A 15,291-nucleotide genomic window follows, 5' to 3' on the forward strand; every position below is an offset into this window, starting at 1 on the left:
GAGTGTGTCTGGGCCGGGGGGCCCGGCGGTTTGGGGCGCCCCCTCGCCCCCCCTGGGGGCGACCGGCCCGTCGGGGGGGTCCCGGGGCCCCGCCCCCCCGCCTCCTCGGATGTGGGCCCGTCGCCACGGGAGAGCAGCGTGAGCGGCCAGGCCGGGGTGCCAGGCCCCGCTCCGTCGAGGGGGTGCCAATCCCAGGCCGCGTCGAACCGCCAGGCGCGCCCGTTCCGGTCGGTCACCTCGTCGCCCGGTTCGAGGAAGGCGTAGGGGCGGAAGAGCAGTTCGAAGCGGATCGGTTCGTCGCCCGCCGGGTCGAACGCGTAGCCCTGGTCCTCGAATTCGAGGTCGTGGGTCTCGCCCTGCCGCAGGATCTCCAGGTAGGTCGCAGGCCTCGGCAGCCGTCCGGTCACCCGGGGCGGATCGAAGTGATGCACCGTCAGGACGTACACCACGGTCGGGGGGATGCCCACCCGACAGGTGTCGTCCGGCTTCAACCCGGTCTCGGGCGGCCGCGTCCGGAAGAGCTCCCACTCGTGGGCCTCGGGCAGCGGAAGCGCCCGTCGGCCGTTCCACCCGAAGTTCTCCGCCTGCGGGTCCACCTCCGACCAGGGCCACCGCACGGAGACGTGGAAGCGGGAGACATCGGCGACCGTGGTCCAGGTGAACGGGCACTCCAGCCGCACCACGTCGCCCGGCCGGAACCGGACGTCACGACCACCCGTGCCCGGCCCGTCCACCCCGGCTCCGTCCACCCCGGCTCCGTCCGTCCCGACCCCGTCCACCCCGGCTCCGTCCGTCCGACCGCTCATCCCGCCCTCCTCGACGTCCGGAGCGATCATCACAGATGCGGCGGCCGCGGTTCACCGTTCTCAGGACGGGTCCGTGCAGTTGGTGGCCATCGCGGCGGCGCGGTCGCGCAGACGGGTGCGCAGCGACTGCGGGAACAGGGCCTCCGCGTCCGTGCCGAGCTGCCACAGCGCCCATTCGGCGTGCCGCGCGTCCTGGAAGGTCGCCTCCAGCCGCAACTGCCCGTCCGCGTCGGGTTCTTCCGCACGGACGGCCAGCGCGGTGTTCAGCAGCTCCTCCCGCCGCGCCGGGTCCACCCTTGTCAGCACGATGATGTGGTCGCCGTCGGAGAGGAACCGCGCGGAGCGTTCCCGCCAGATCCGGTCCAGGTCGCCCCGGTCCGGACGCTGCGCCGCCTCGGGGAGTTCCTCGGCGGCCGGCGCCTCGATGTCGCGCAGCACGGTGCGGGTGGACACCTCCGGCTCGCGGGCCAGTGTGTTCGCGGTCAACCGGCCCCGCTGGCGCAGCAGCACCAGTGAGACCAACCGGTCGGCGCGCATGCGAAAAAACTCTAACGGAATACATGACCGAGGGCGTCGTGATTCGTTGGCAGGCTCGTTGCCACGACGTCGGGCCGACGACCGCCGAGCCGTTGGACGGGACGCATTCCCGACGGTACGCAATCCCGACAGGGCGGACTCCCGACGGTACGCATTCCCGACGGGACGGACTCCCGACGGTACGGGCTCCCGACGGGGCGCGTTCCCGGGGGGACGAATCGAATGGAGCTGACATGGCCAGTGGAACGAACGGCGGTCAACCCGGTGACGTGGTCGGTGGTGATGGGGTTCGACCAGGGCGAGCTCGTCTCCGGGCACACCCGGACCCTGTACCTCTCGGGGCAGACCGCGGTGAGCGGCGACGGCCGGCCCCGGCACGACGGCGACATGGCGGCCCAGTTGGCGCCGAGCATCGACAACATGGAGGCCGTGCTCCACAAGGCCGACATGTCTTTCGCGAACCTCGTCCGGCTCAACGTCTGCACGACCGACATCGATCTGTTCCGCCGTCACCACGGCGTGCTGGCAGGGCGGTTGGGCGCCGCCCGGCCGACCCCTCGCTCGATCGGCCCGTCGCCCCGCTGGTCCGCCGGTCCGCCTCCGCGGTACCGGCGCCCGGTGGGAAGTCCGGTGCTTCGGTGGCGGGCCGGTCACAACCATCCGGAGCGCTGCGCCTGCAGGGCCATCTGGAAGCGGTTCTCGGCGCCCAGCCGGGCCATCAGGACCTGCAGGCGGCGGAACAGCGTGCGGCGGCTGATGCCCAGCTCGCGGGCGATGACGTCGTCGCTCGCACCGCCCGCGAGGAGCCACAGCAACCGGCGGTCGGCGGGCGGCAGGCCGCCCGGCCGGGTGGTGCGGCCGTGGAACGGCAGGGCGTTTCGCCAGGACTGCTCGAACAGGGCGATGAGCGCGGAGAGCAGGCCGCACGGCTGCACCACCAGCATGGTGTTGTGCACGTCGGCCTCCTTGATCGACAACGACACGAGCGCGTACGCCTCGTCGATGATCACGAGCTTGACCGGCACCGACGGCAGCACCCTGGCCTGTTCACCGGCCTTGATGCACGGCTCGATGGCGTCCTTCAGCCGGCCCGGGTACTCCAGGGACTCCCGCGAGTACACGACGCGCTGCGTCACACCGCGGGCGAGTGTGGCCAGCGAGTCGTCCGTGGCCTCGGACAGGAGGAAGTACGGCGGTGACTCGAACTGCCGGATCTGGTGCCGGGCGCTCGCCCAGGCGTGCCGCATCCTGGGGCCGATGGCCTCGCCGGTGACGACCTCGACGAGATCGTCGTTGTACGCGGCGAGCCGCTGCCGCCGGAACGACTCGAACGCGCCCCCGACGGTGATGCGGGACTCCTCGATCTCGGCCGCCCGGTGCCGGGCGAGGATCTCCAGGCCCGCGGCGGGCGGAACCGGGGCCACCACGTCCGCGCCCTCCTGGGCGGCACTGGCCAGACCGGCGGCGACCAGCGCGCCGTACGCCTCCGCCAGCTCCGCACCGTCCAGACCGGACGCGGCCTCGATCTCGCTCAACGGGGCGGGCGCCAGTTCGAGCAGCGCCAGGTAGACCCGGCTCGCCGTGTGATCGAGGCCCAGCAGCCGGAGGGCCTCGCCGATTTTCACGTTCGCCATGTGTCTCATTGTCGACGACTCCGGCCGTTGTTGTGGCCGATCCGTGCCAGTGGCACTTCGGGGCACCGGGTGCAGGCGGTGCGGGATACCGTCCGGGAGCCGCCGCCGAACGGCGGCAGCGAGGGGGCCGGGCCGTACCGGGGGCAAGCACGTCGGTACGGCCCGCTTCACCCCTCGCCGTTGAGGAAACCCACCCGGAAGAAGGTTCACGCCGTGGCGAAAGGCCGTAAGAACGGTCTCTACTCAGGGATCTCCGAGGAACTGTCCGCCCTGATGCGGACGGGGTGGGCGGACACCGAGCGGCACGACCTGCAGCCCGACGAGCAGGCCCCGTACGCGGCCGACCGCCGTGCCGCGCTCTCCGCGCGCTTCCCCGGCGAGCGCCTCGTCGTCCCCTCGGGAAACCTCAAGGTCCGCTCCAACGACGACACCTACCCGTTCCGGCCGTACTCGGGCTACGTGCACATGACCGGGGACCAGGCCCGGGACGGCGCCCTCGTCCTCGAACCCCGCGCGGACGGCGGTCACGACGCCTACTGCTACCAGCTGCCGCGGGACAGCCGGGACGACAACGAGTTCTGGACCGGTGTCACGGCGGAGCTGTGGATGGGCCGGCGCCGCTCCCTCGCCGAGGCGGAGCTCGTGCTCGGGCTGCCCTGCCGGGACGTCCGCAGGGCGGCCGAGGACCTGGCCGGCGCCTCCGACGTGCCGACCCGCATCGTCCGCGGCGTCGACCCGGCCCTGGAGGCCGCCGTCACCACCGACGAGGAGCGCGACGACGAGCTGGAGGAGGTGCTCAGCGGCCTCCGCCTCGTCAAGGACGACTGGGAGATCGCCGAGCTCCGCAAGGCCGTGGACTCCACGGTGCGCGGATTCGTCGATGCGATCGGTGACCTCTCCGGGGCGATCGCGTCGTCCGAGCGTTGGATCGAGGGCACGTTCTTCCGCCGGGCGCGGCTGGAGGGCAACGCCGTCGGCTACGGCTCGATCTGCGCCGCGGGCGAGCACGCCACGATCATGCACTGGACGAGGAACGACGGCCCGGTGCGCCCGGGGGACCTGCTCCTGTTCGACGCGGGCGTGGAGACGCACACCCTCTACACCGCCGACGTCACGCGCACGCTCCCCATCAGCGGCACCTTCTCCCCCGTGCAGCGCAAGGTCTACGACGCGGTGTACGAGGCCCAGGAGGCCGGCATCGCGGCGGTCAAGCCGGGGGCCTCGTTCCGGGACTTCCACGAGGCGTCGCAGCGCCATCTGGCGGCCCGGCTGGTCGAGTGGGGCTTCATCGAGGGCCCGGCCGACCGTGCGTACGAGCTCGGCCTGCAGCGCCGCTTCACCATGGCGGGCACCGGCCACATGCTCGGCCTGGACGTCCACGACTGCGCGCAGGCCAGGAACGAGGAGTACGTCGACGGCCCGCTGGAGCCGGGCATGGTGCTCACCGTGGAGCCCGGCCTGTACTTCCAGCCGGACGACCTGACCGTGCCCGAGGAGTGGCGCGGCATCGGCGTCCGGATCGAGGACGACCTGGTCGTCACCGAGGACGGCAACGAGAACCTGTCGGCGGGCCTGCCGAGGTCGGCGGACGAGGTCGAGGCCTGGATGGACCAGCACGCGGGCTGAGGGCTTCCGTCCGGATCCGGCATGATCCGGACGAGAGGCACCGGCGCCCGGTGTCGCGGCAGAAACCGCCCGTACCGACCTGCCTCCCCTGGCCGGTACGGGCGTCCGACCGACGAGGTCCGGCCGCGCCGGTGAGCCTCCGCCCGCGCACGGGCGGAGGCTCACCGTGGCAGTGCGCCGGGGCGTGCTCACGCGCGGCGGCGGGGACGGGGACGACGGCGGGACCGATGGGGCCGCCGGGACCGATGGAGCCGGTGGGTTCGGTGTTCCACCGAGCGGCGCCCACGGTGTCTTGCCCGCGCGCACCGGGCGCCGGAACATGGAGAGCGTGTTCCGGACGGGGGTGGCGGGCATGCGCCGAGCGGCCGCGGTACTGGGGTGGGAGACTCCCTTCGACGCGGAGGAGCTGCCGCGGGAGTGGGTGGATCGACTACCGGCGCCCCGGGCTTCGTTGCAGGAACGGCTGCGGGCCCTGGACACGTTCCACGGGATCTCGGGACGCGATCCGGCGCATCCGGTGCACGAGCACCTGCTGGGGGTCGCGCTGCTCCGCGCGGGGCAGGCCTTCGGGGCGACCGCGGCACTGCTCGCGGCGCTCGGCGCGGACCCCCGACGGCGTGGTGCGTGGGTGGACGCGGCCTGTGCCTGTGCCGCCACGGAGCGGATCGAGATGGCCATGTGGCTGCTGTCCCACGTGGTGGCCGGTTTCGAGGACGTCGGCCCCTACACCCGCCCCTACCCGGCGGATTCACCGCGTGCCGCGGAGGCCCACAACCGGCTGGTGGCACTGCGCGACCTGCACCGGCAACGCGTCGACGAACTGCGCTTCCTCGAACTGCGCACGACCGCGGACGAGGAGATCCGCGACCGGTCCGGCGACCGCCCCCTGGACACGGAACGGCTGCTGCTGCACACGGCGGCGCTGATCGCCCTCGGGGAGGCCCGGGACGCGCTCGATCCGTTCGACCGGGCGGCGGCACTGCTGGAGCAGGACGGTGTGCTGGTGGGCACGACGCTGGAGCAGCTGGCGCGGATCCGGATCTCGGTGGGCCCCGCGCGGGAACGGGACGAGGTGCTGGCGCTCCTGCGGCGGAACGCACCGTACTCGGAGGTGCTGGCCCGCATGCACCGGCCGACCCTCCTGGAACGGCGCATGCACGAACTGGAGGCCGGCACCGAGGCGGCGCTGCTGGCCACGGAGGTGGAGCGCGGACAGGTGAGTCTGCGCGAGCCGTTGCAGCAACTGCGGCTGCGCGCCCGCGCCTCCGAGCATCCGGAGCCGTACCGGGAGGCCCTGTCGCGGCTCGGCGGACAGCGGCGGGAGGGGTGAGCGCGATGCCGGACGGGGACCTGGCGGCACGCCCCCTGCAGGTCGCGCTGCGCGCCCTGTCGGCCCCCACGTACGAGGAGGTGCTCGCCCACTTCGAGGAGATACCCCCGGGCCGGCACGGGGAGACGGCGGCGTTCCTGCGGCAGCTCGCGGAGACGCACGACGCCTCCGGCCGCGGGCCGCTCGCGGAGCTGGCGGCATTCCTCGCCGAGCGCTGCGAGGAGACGGCGGCGACCCCGTCCGAACCCGGCACCGGGTGGAGGGACGGCTCCGCCGACGGCGCAGGATTCCCCGGGGCGCTGCGCCGCGCCTGCGCGGCCGAGGGCGTGCTGGGCGCCTACCGGGTGCTGGAGGGGCACCGCGCGCTGTTCCCGGCCGAGCCGGTGCGGTACGCGATACGGCTGCTGGCGGAGTGGGGAGCCGACCGGAACCACAACGCCCACGCGATCGCCGCACTGGGACTCCTCACCGAGGACGGGCCGAGCCGGGTGACGGCCCGCGCCGACTGGGCGAACCACCTGCTGCAACGGGGCCGGCCCCGCAGGGCGCTGTACCACGCGGCCCGCGCGCTCTCGTTGCAGCACGCGGTGGGCGATGTGCATTCGATGGCGAACACCTACCTGCAACTGGCCTCGGTGTACCACGCGTTGGGCGACCTGCCGAGCCGGGCCGAGGTGCTGCGACAGGCGGCCGACGCCCTGGAACGGGCGGCGGGCGCCTCCTCCGTGGAGCGGGCGACAGTGTCCTTCCAGCTCGCGAACACCCTCGCCGCGCTGCACCGCTACCGGGAGGCCGTGCCCGCGCTGGAGCTGGCGGAGGCGCTGGCGGCGAGCCCCGGCAACGACTCGGACGGGGCGTTCATGCCCTCGCGGTGGGATCTGCTCGGCTGCCGGGCCCGGGTGGCGGAGGCCGTCGGCGCGCTGGGAGCGGCAGCCGACGCCTATCGCGCCCTGCTGGACCTGCCCGGGATATCGATGCGTGCCGGGGCACGCACATCGGTGGTGCACGGGCTGGCTTCCTGCCTGGAGCGCACCGACCGCCAGTGGGAGGCGTTCGAGCTGCTCAGCAACGAGCTGGAGCGTGCCGAGCAGCAGGGGACGGGGCAGGTGAACGCGCTGCCGCTGCGCTGCGCGCTGGCCGGGCTGCTGTTCTCCGGCACCGATCCGCGACTGCCCCGCGATCTGCTGCCGCTGGACTCGCAGCTGACGCAGGGCCTCTTCGAGTCGGCGAGTTCGACCTATCCGTGCTTCGGCGAGCTGTTCGTCACCATGGGCGACCTGGATCTGTCCGAGGGGCATGTCGAAGGCGCGGCCGAGTGCTACCGCCATGCCCTGTACGTGTCCGGGGACCCCGAGTACGCACAGCTGCCGGAACGGCTTCCCGAGCGGCTGCGCGAACGCACGCTGATTTCGCGGTTCCTGCCCCCGGAGGCCCTGTACGAGCCGCTCTCCTTCTCCTTCGGCAAGCTGCGCGAGCGCATGCTCCGGGTCTTTCCCGAGGGGCCGCACGAACTGCCGGACACCCGTCTGCTGGCATTGCAGCGGCTGTGCCGCGTCGAGCGCGATCCCGGGCGGCGGGACCGGATGGCGCACCGGCTCGTGGAGGGGTTGCGGCGCGCGCGGGAACGGGGCGCGTTCCGCACGGTGCAGGAGCTGGCGGTGCCGGTGTGCGAGACGGTCGCCGAGGTGCGCGGCCCGCTGGTGGCGATACGGCTGCTGCGGGAGGCCCTCGCCTCCTACGAGGAACACGGCCGGCTCCCGGACCCCGATCTGCCCCTGGGCCTGGCCCGGCTGCTCCAGTGGGTGCCGGGCGGCCACCGGCAGGCCTTCGAGGTGCTGTGGCACCACCGCGGCCTGCGGCTGCGCGCGCGGGAACTGCATCCGGTGCTGCAGGACGCCGACCAGGCCGCCGGTCTGGTGCTCCCGCTGTACGAGGGGCTGCTGTCCCTGCTGTTCGAGCACGGCGAGGACCTGCCGCTGCCCGACGACCGCCCCTCGGCGCTGCTGGCGTTCGACCTGCACGAGGAGGTGAAGGCGCGCGGGGTGGCCGAGGACCTGGCCCGGATGCCGCTGGCCAAGCCCCTGGGAATGCCGTGGGAGACCTGGGACGAGGAGCAGCGACTGCTTTCCGTGCAGCGGCAGTTGGCCGGTGGGGAGCGCCCGGACCGGGCCTGGGCCTGCCGCGAGTACGCGCGGGCGCTCGATCCGTTGTACGGGGCGATGGAGCACCTGGCGCCGGGGTACGTGCGGCTGCGCAGGGCACGGCCGGCCGGGTTCGCGCAGGCGTTGCGGCTGGTGGAGGCGGCGGCCCCGGCGGAGGGCATGGTGCTGGCCTCGTACTTCACCGGTGAGTTCGAGACGTTCTGTTTCGTACTGGCCTCCGGCGAGCCCGGGTTGCAGTGGCACCGCATCGAGACGGGACGCGCCCGGCTGCACGCCGCCGCGGAGAGGATCCGCCTCGTCGTCGACGGCGACCGTTCCGCGTTTCCTCCCGTCCCCCCGATCAAACCGCGCCGTCCGGTCCCGCTGCCCCTGGAGGGTCTGGCCGAACAACTGCTGCCGTTCCACCCGCTGTTGGAGGGGCGCGAGCTCCTGTGCGTGGCACCGCACGGACCGCTGTCCGTGCTGCCGCTCGGTGCGCTGCGGCTGCCGGACGGCCGGTACTGCGTCGAGCGGGCGGCGCTGGTGTACGTCCCGAGCGTCTCGGGCCTGGCCGCGCTGCGCGCCGCGCGACCGGCCGGTTCGGGGGCCGCCCTGTGCGTACGGGTGGCGGCGGAGGAGGACCTCCGGGGCGGCGGGACCGGCTTCGAGGCCGACGCGCCGCCCATCGCCGACGGCTGGCGGCTGTCCTCCCTCACCGGGACGGAGGCCACCCCGGAGGAGGTCCTCCTGCGCATCGGGCAGGCCGATCTCGCCTACATCGCCTGCCACGGCCACCAGGACCACAGCGCCCCGGAGAACTCCGCCCTGTTGCTCTCCGACGGCACCGACCGCCCCAGCCGCCGGGCCGATCCCTCCTCGCAGCGGGCGATGCGGACCTTCCTGCGGGCCCGCGACCTGGCCGACACGCACACCCCGTCCCGGGTGGTGCTGCGTGCCTGTTCGGTCGGCTGGCACGAGCCGGACCACCCCGGCGAGGACTTCACCGGTCTCCCCCGCGCCCTGCTGCGCGGTGGCACCCGCACGGTTCTCGCCCCGATCTGGCAGGTCGACCGGACCAGTTCCGCCGACCTGCTCGACGAGGTGACCGGCGCGGTGATGCGGGGCCGTCCGCTGTGGCGCGCCCTGTGGGACGCGCAGCGGCGCATGCTCGCCGACGAGGACCGCGCCCATCTGTCCCACCCCTACCACTGGGCGGCGTTCGTCCCGCTCGGGGACTGGAGCTGACATGACCGACGCCTCCCACGCCGAGCGGGCCGCAGCCGCCCTGCCGGACCGGACCGCGCTGCTCGCGCTGGAGGAACTGGCACACGGGCTGGGCCGGGCCTTCCCCACCGGCCTGACGAACCCGATGCAGGCGCACGAGGTTCTCGCGGAACTCTTCGCCCGGGCCGGCGTCGGGGCCCCGCCGTCGCGGACGGACGATCCGGCGTCCGTCGCCCGTCGGGTGCTGGCCGCGCTGGCGCGCGAGGAGGGAGCCCGGGAACTGGTCGAGGAGGTGCTCGCCGACCCGCCGGAGGACGACCAGATGGGCGGCGAGGACCTGGTCGCCGACCTGGCCGTCCTGGCCGGTGTCATCGCCTTCCTCCGGCTGCACGTCAGCTTCCGCTTCAAGCGCGACGACAGCCGCAACACCGTCGAGTTCCGGCTGGAGAAGAAGCCCCTCAGCGACGGCGCCCTCTCCTCCCTCGCCCGCACCGTCCTCGGCCTCATGAACCGTGAGCCGTGAGCCGTGAGCACCAGAACCCCGCGCGCACTGGCGTGAGCACGCGATCCGTCGGCGTACGAGGCGTCGAGGCACCGGCCCCCGTACGCCGTCCCTTGGCGGGCCCCGGTGGCGCTGATAGCTTCTCCGCGGTGACCTCGATGGAGACGCAGGGCCCCGTACCGATGAGCGACGGGGCACGGCTGCACCGGACCGTGCTGGGGGACGCGGCGCGGCAGCCGCCCGTGGTGCTGCTGCACGGCGGTCCGGGCCTGCCCGACTACCTGGGCGATGTCGCCCCCATGATCGCGGACCTCGCGCCCGTGTACCGGTACGACCAGCGCGGCACGGGCCGGTCCCCGTGGCGGGGCCGCCATTCCCTCGCCCGGCACGTCGCCGATCTCGCCGAACTGCTCGACGCCCGGGACGTGCCGGGGGAAGCGCCCGGGGCCGTGCTGATCGGGCACTCCTACGGCACCGACCTGGCGAGCCGGTTCTGTCTGGCACACCCCGACCGGGTCTCCGCGGTACTGCTGATGTGCGGGCCGTTCGTCGGTGACTGGCGTGCCGGGTACCGGGCGGAGTGCGAGCGTCGCATGTCCGCGGCGCAGCAGGAGCGGCTCCGTGCGCTGGAGGAACTGCCGTGCCGTACGGAGGAGCAGGAGGTCGAGCTGCTCACGCTGTCCTGGTTCACCGATCACGCGGATCCCGGCGCCGGGTGGCGCCGGGCCGCGCGAAGCGCCCGGCACCGGCGCCCCGTCAACTGGGTCATGAACGGTGAACTCGGCGAGGAGAAGCGCCGGGATCCGCTCGACGGGCGTATCGCCGAACTGCGCGAGTGTCTGCCCGCCCGGGCGGAAATCCTCGGCGGCACCGAGGACCCCCGCCCGATGTCGGCCCTCGAAGCGCTCGCGCTCCGGCTCGGTCTCCCCCTCACCCGGATCGAGGGCGCCGGGCACGAACCCTGGCTCGAACAGCCCGATGCCGTACGCGCCCATCTCCGGCGGTTCGTGCGGGACGCGGTGGGCGGTTAGGGGTTCCTCCGGTCGGGGCGCCGGCACAGCGGGGGCCTGTCGGCCGCGGCGCGGAGGCGTTCATCGGCTCCAGGTGTCGCGCGGGACGCCACCGGGGCTGTCCCGGTGCTCGCGCACCGCGATCCGGGCCAGCTTCGTCAGCATCATGCCGTTGCGGATCGAGACGAGGTAGTCCACGGGAAGCCCGTGCATCCGGGTGCCCGGCCCCCGCAGGGCGTGCCATTCGAGGATGAAGAGGGTGTTCTCGCCCCAGGGAATCAGGTTCATGGCGATACGGGCCGCCCCGAAGGGGTCCGCCTTCGCCTCCAGTTCCAGGCGGTGCCGCGGTTCGCAGATGCGGACGACGCAGGTGTCGTCGAGGGTCAGCGGGCCGGCGCCGACCCGGACCCGCAGCCGGGCACCCGCTTCGGGCCAGTGCGGGTCCACGTCGATGATCTGTTGTGTTCCCGAGACCCATTCCCCGTAGCGACGGCCGTCGGACAGCAGGTCCCAGACCTCGGACGGCGAGCTCAGGATCAACCGGCGATTCCGGGCCACACCGACCACGCTCCTCGTCACGTCGGAACCGGCACCCCATGACCGTTGTCAGCCGTGCGTCGGCTCCCCGGCCGCCGAGCACGCTTCTCGACACTAACCGCGCCCCGCGCGTCCGGCACGCGAACCGCGTCCGGACCGGGCACGGCGGTATCAGCCGACGACGCCCGCCGCGGGGGCGAAGGGGCCGTTCAGGGCGGCCCACTGCAGGAGCAGAACGGTCTTGCCGTCGACGATGCGTCCGTCGCGGATCATGGCCAGGGCTTCCGTGAAGGGCAGTTCGAGCACTTCGATGTCCTCGCCCTCCTCCTCCAGCCCGCCGCCGTCGCCGGTGCGGTCGGCGGGGGTGTAGGGGGCCGTGTAGAAGTGCAGGCGCTCGGTGACCGAGCCGGGGCTCATGTAGGCGTCGAGGACGCGGGTGAGCGGGCCGAGCGCGACACCGAGTTCCTCGGCACTCTCGCGCCGGACGGCGGAGACCGGGTCGTCGCCGTCGAGCAGCCCGGCCGCGGCCTCGACGAGCATGCCGTCCGGGTGGCCGTTGACGTAGGCCGGGTAGCGGAACTGGCGGGTGAGCAGCACGCGTCCGCGTTCGGCGTCGTACGGCAGGACGACCGCGCCGTTGCCGCGGTCGTAGGTCTCGCGCTGCTGGGTGACCCAGCGTCCGTCGCGGCGCCGGTGGTCGAAGGTGGTGCGGCGCAGCACGTGCCAGCCCCGGGAGGTGAGCTCCACGTCGCGGACCACGACGTCGGGGTTGCGGTCCAGATCGCGTCCGGCCCGGTCGAGGCCGGTGCGGCCGCGGTGGTCGGGGACGTCGACGCCGGGGACAGGAACGGGGGCGGGAGCGGAGGTCGGCTTGTCGGTCATGGCGCGCTACGATACACGCAGAAACATGCAAGAACAGGAGAGAATACGGATGCTGGCTGCTGAACGACGTGACCACCTGCTCGGTCTGCTCGCTCGTGAGGGCAAGATCGTCGCCAAGGAGGTCGCCGCCGCACTGGGCATCTCCGAGGACAGCGTGCGGCGCGACCTGCGTGATCTCGCCGCCGAGGGACTGTGCCAGCGGGTGTACGGTGGCGCGCTGCCCGTTTCGCCGGCGGTGGTGGACTACACCGCCCGGCAGGCCGTGGCCCCGGACGGCAAGCGGCGGGTCGCCTCGGTGGCGGCCGGGCTGGTGCGGCCGGACGGCGCAGTGATCCTCGACGGCGGAACCACCGCCCTCGCCGTCGCCCACGCACTCCCGCGGGACCTCGCCTGCACCGTGATCACCCACAGCCCGACGATCGCCGCGGCCCTGCTCGGTCATCCGCGGGCGGAACTCTTCCTGCTGGGGGGCCGAATCTTCAAGCACTCGGCGGTCACCTGCGGTGCCGCCGCGGTCGAGGCGGCACAGAACGTCTCCGCCGACCTCTGCCTGCTCGGCGTCACCGGCGTGCACCCCGAGGCGGGGCTGACCACGGGGGACGCCGAGGAGGCCGCGATGAAGCGCGCCCTGGCCGCACGGGCCGCGGACACCTACGTCCTCGCCTCCTCCGAGAAGATCGGCACGGCTTCACGGTTCCGCGTCCTGCCCTGGGGGGAGATCAGCGGGTTGATCACCGACGCCGACCCCCACGACGCGGTCGTCACGCAGCTGAAGGCGCTCGGCGTGGAGGTCCTGACGGCCGGCTGAGCTCCACCGGCCGGGCGCCGGGCCCCGTACACGTAGGGGGTTGAGGAAATCGGAACGAAACTGGCGCTAAGCCTCCTTCGGCCCTGGTGGGCGGCTGACGGGGCGTCGGCGGGCGGACCGGCCTGAAGTCGTCCCACGGACAACACCCCAATATCTGCGGCAGCTTGATTCGTCACCTGCGGTGACGTTCTCCGGCTGCTGCGTGAAGCGGCCCTGTTGGCTGTGGCAAGGGGGAAGTGGTGCCCACCGTCGTACAGCTGCCGACCGGGAAGGCCGTGACCGTCCGCGCGGCGGCGGACGTGTTCCTCTACTCGCTCGGCAACCCGAACACGGTCCGGAACTACGGGATCGGGGTGGGCAAGACCGCCGAAGGGCTTGGCGAGGCACGGTGTCTGGCGTCGGTGGCGGACGACGAGATCGGCTAGGCCCCCGAACTGCTCTGGGGACCCCGGCGCGTTCCAAGACGGCGATCGACCGGCTGATCGCGCGGCGCGAGAACCACCTGCCTGCGGGAGAAGACGCTGTGGCGAATGCTCTACGGGACCGCCGGCGGCCCGAGGAGATCTTGGGCGTCAATATCGAGGAGCTGGACTTCGCCGGGCGTCGTTGCCCGGTCAAGGCCAAGGGCGCCAGGACCGAGCCCCGCCGCCGCGGCCAGGCGCGCGAGGACTACGTGCTGGAGACCGTGTACTGGGACGCCGGTACCGCCCGGCTCCTGCCCCGGCTGCTCAAGGGCCGTATCCGCGGACCGGTATCCGCCACCCACCGCCGTCCGGGGCCGGGCAAGGTCGTCAGCACCCGCGACACCTGCCCGGGCACCGGGCCGGCCAGGTTGCCGTATGGGCAGGCCCGAGCACCGCTGGACGAGCACACTGCCCTCCGCGGCCCCGGTACGGGATGGGGCCTGCACGAATACCGCCACTCCTCTCTGACCCACCTCGGAGAGCGGGGCTCGTCGCTCTTGATGCTCATGGCGAAGTCCCGGCACAAGAAGCCGGAGAACGTCCACCGCTGCTTCAAGCCGTCTCCCGAGGCGATCGCCGAGCTCACGAGCCTGCTTGCTCCCGGCGCCAGTGCCGTATCAGGCAACGTTTGCCCTGGCAACGACCGCGCGTAGGCGCCGGTCGCTGGCATGACGGTTTCGCCAGATGATGTAGCGGCGGATCATGCTGCTCTGTTCCTTGTGGCTGGTGTGGTCGGTGCCGTCGAGGGCGAAATAGCGCAGGGCGGTGAACTGGGCCTCGATCCGGTTGAGCCAGGAGTTGTTGATCGGGGTGTATGCGATTTCCACGTTGTTCGCCTCGGCCCACGTCCCGACCCGCTGGCAGCGTTTTGTGGTCAGGTGCGGTGAGTAGTTGTCGCAGACGATCGCGATGCGCATGTCCGCCGGGTGCAGCGAGCGAAGGTAGCGGCAGAACTCCAGGAACTTGGAGCGGTTCTTGGTCTTCTTGACGTGCCCGTAGAGCTGGTCCTTGGCCGGGTCGTAGGCGGCGAACAGGTGCCGGACCCCGTGCGGGCGGGTGCAGGTCGCCCGCCGCCGCGGTCTGGGCCTGCGGTCGGGATCCTTGTGCCGGCCGCCGCGTTCGGCCCACTGCCGGCCCGGGTGCGGCTGGAGGTTGAGCGGTCCGAACTCGTCCGGGCAGTAGACGACTTCGGGCTCGCCGTCCTCAGGTATGGCCTCACCGTCGGCGATCGCGTACAGGTGCTCGACCCTCGCCTTCTTCGAGGCGTAGTCCGGGTCGCGGGAGGTCTTCCAGGTCTTCACGTGTTGAAACGGGACGCCCTCCTCGCGGAGCAGGACCCGAAGTCCCTCGTGGCTGATGTCGTCGACCACCCCCTCGGCGACCAGGAAGTCCGCCGGCTCGGCCAGGCTCCAGGTCGAGAACGGCAGGCCGTGCTCGGCCGGCTTCGACTTGGCGATCCTCTTGATCTCCCGGCGCTCGGGCAGCGTGAACGTCCTCGGTCGTCCGCCCCGGTGCTTCGGTCAGAGCGAGTCGAAGCCGTCCGCGTTGAAGTTGTGGAACACATCCCGGACCCGGTCCGCGCCGGTGAACGACACCTCCGCGATCTTCGCGACCGGCATACCCTGGGCGGAGAGCAGCACCATCTGGGCGCGCCGCCAGGCCACCACGGAGCCCGTGCCTCTGCGGACTGTCCGCAGTAACCGCTGGCCCTCGTCGTCATCGATCTCGCGAACACGCACTCGTTCTGCCACCCGCATGGCTTGGCGGCCGATGCCGCCGGAAGCGTCAGG

10 protein-coding genes and 4 pseudogenes are annotated in these 15,291 nt (G+C 72.7%); 8 read left to right on the top strand and 6 right to left on the bottom strand.

The annotated features are described in order from the left end of the window. Together ABZZ04_RS20830 and ABZZ04_RS20835 are read right to left on the bottom strand one after the other, a co-directional pair. A partial coding sequence (locus ABZZ04_RS20830; protein ID WP_356933695.1) for a hypothetical protein occupies window positions 1-806 on the bottom strand: 806 nt, incomplete at its 3' end. 60 nt (window positions 807-866) lie between these two features. After that, window positions 867-1,325 (bottom strand): annotated as a pseudogene (locus tag ABZZ04_RS20835) (transcriptional regulator); the annotation flags it as partial. A gap of 258 nt (window positions 1,326-1,583) precedes the next feature. Between ABZZ04_RS20835 and ABZZ04_RS20840 the strand changes: the two are divergent. After that, window positions 1,584-1,889 (top strand): annotated as a pseudogene (locus ABZZ04_RS20840) (RidA family protein); the annotation flags it as partial. A gap of 104 nt (window positions 1,890-1,993) precedes the next feature. On the opposite strand, the gene ABZZ04_RS20845 reads toward ABZZ04_RS20840, so the two are convergent. Further along, window positions 1,994-2,977, bottom strand: a complete 984-nt coding sequence (locus tag ABZZ04_RS20845) for a LuxR family transcriptional regulator (protein ID WP_356933696.1) — start codon at window positions 2,975-2,977, stop codon at window positions 1,994-1,996. Window positions 2,978-3,190: 213 nt separating this feature from the next. On the opposite strand from ABZZ04_RS20845, the gene ABZZ04_RS20850 reads away from it, so the two are divergent. The 5 genes from ABZZ04_RS20850 (at window position 3,191) to ABZZ04_RS20870 (ending at window position 10,831) form a co-directional block, all read left to right on the top strand. Next, window positions 3,191-4,603 (top strand): aminopeptidase P family protein, encoded by a 1,413-nt coding sequence (locus tag ABZZ04_RS20850; RefSeq protein ID WP_356933697.1) that lies wholly within the window; start codon window positions 3,191-3,193, stop codon window positions 4,601-4,603. A 352-nt stretch (window positions 4,604-4,955) separates the two neighbouring features. Beyond that, entirely contained in the window at window positions 4,956-5,933 is a 978-nt protein-coding gene (locus tag ABZZ04_RS20855; RefSeq protein WP_356933698.1) for a hypothetical protein, read from the top strand. A 5-nt stretch (window positions 5,934-5,938) separates the two neighbouring features. After that, window positions 5,939-9,319 (top strand): CHAT domain-containing tetratricopeptide repeat protein, encoded by a 3,381-nt coding sequence (locus ABZZ04_RS20860; RefSeq protein WP_356933811.1) that lies wholly within the window; start codon window positions 5,939-5,941, stop codon window positions 9,317-9,319. Window position 9,320: 1 nt separating this feature from the next. After that, complete coding sequence (locus tag ABZZ04_RS20865; protein WP_356933699.1) at window positions 9,321-9,821, top strand: hypothetical protein; 501 nt, start codon at window positions 9,321-9,323, stop codon at window positions 9,819-9,821. A gap of 137 nt (window positions 9,822-9,958) precedes the next feature. Further along, the gene (locus ABZZ04_RS20870) at window positions 9,959-10,831 is read left to right on the top strand and encodes an alpha/beta hydrolase (RefSeq protein WP_356933812.1); all 873 of its coding nucleotides are present in this window, start codon (window positions 9,959-9,961) and stop codon (window positions 10,829-10,831) included. A gap of 60 nt (window positions 10,832-10,891) precedes the next feature. Here the strand turns inward: ABZZ04_RS20870 and ABZZ04_RS20875 are convergent, their stop codons facing one another. Both ABZZ04_RS20875 and ABZZ04_RS20880 read right to left on the bottom strand, forming a co-directional pair. Beyond that, window positions 10,892-11,368 carry an SRPBCC family protein gene (locus tag ABZZ04_RS20875; protein ID WP_356933700.1) on the bottom strand — a complete coding sequence of 159 codons (477 nt, stop codon included), beginning with the start codon at window positions 11,366-11,368 and terminating at the stop codon, window positions 10,892-10,894. Between the two features lie 150 nt (window positions 11,369-11,518). After that, a complete protein-coding gene (locus ABZZ04_RS20880; RefSeq protein ID WP_356933701.1) occupies window positions 11,519-12,229 on the bottom strand; it encodes an NUDIX domain-containing protein in 711 nt (236 codons plus the stop codon). 49 nt (window positions 12,230-12,278) lie between these two features. Between ABZZ04_RS20880 and ABZZ04_RS20885 the strand changes: the two genes are divergently transcribed. Together ABZZ04_RS20885 and ABZZ04_RS20890 are read left to right on the top strand one after the other, a co-directional pair. After that, window positions 12,279-13,037, top strand: coding sequence for a DeoR/GlpR family DNA-binding transcription regulator (locus ABZZ04_RS20885; protein ID WP_356933702.1), 759 nt, complete (start codon window positions 12,279-12,281; stop codon window positions 13,035-13,037). A 239-nt stretch (window positions 13,038-13,276) separates the two neighbouring features. Continuing rightward, window positions 13,277-14,154, top strand: a pseudogene (locus ABZZ04_RS20890) (site-specific integrase). On the opposite strand, the pseudogene ABZZ04_RS20895 reads toward ABZZ04_RS20890, so the two are convergent. Beyond that, window positions 14,119-15,252 (bottom strand): annotated as a pseudogene (locus ABZZ04_RS20895) (IS630 family transposase). The pseudogenes ABZZ04_RS20890 and ABZZ04_RS20895 overlap by 36 nt on opposite strands. Window positions 15,253-15,291 lie beyond the last annotated feature (39 nt).

Source organism: Streptomyces sp. NPDC006435 (assembly GCF_040612315.1).
Classification (GTDB): Bacteria; Actinomycetota; Actinomycetes; order Streptomycetales; family Streptomycetaceae; genus Streptomyces.

Bases quoted from the DNA above. Each gene is read 5' to 3' on its own strand.
- ABZZ04_RS20845 (WP_356933696.1), bottom strand. From the start codon at position 2,977: ATGGCGAACGTGAAAATCGGCGAGGCCCTCCGGCTGCTGGGCCTCGAT.
- ABZZ04_RS20855 (WP_356933698.1), top strand. From the start codon at position 4,956: ATGCGCCGAGCGGCCGCGGTACTGGGGTGGGAGACTCCCTTCGACGCG.
- ABZZ04_RS20860 (WP_356933811.1), top strand. From the start codon at position 5,939: ATGCCGGACGGGGACCTGGCGGCACGCCCCCTGCAGGTCGCGCTGCGC.
- ABZZ04_RS20865 (WP_356933699.1), top strand. From the start codon at position 9,321: ATGACCGACGCCTCCCACGCCGAGCGGGCCGCAGCCGCCCTGCCGGAC.
- ABZZ04_RS20870 (WP_356933812.1), top strand. From the start codon at position 9,959: ATGGAGACGCAGGGCCCCGTACCGATGAGCGACGGGGCACGGCTGCAC.
- ABZZ04_RS20880 (WP_356933701.1), bottom strand. From the start codon at position 12,229: ATGACCGACAAGCCGACCTCCGCTCCCGCCCCCGTTCCTGTCCCCGGC.
- ABZZ04_RS20885 (WP_356933702.1), top strand. From the start codon at position 12,279: ATGCTGGCTGCTGAACGACGTGACCACCTGCTCGGTCTGCTCGCTCGT.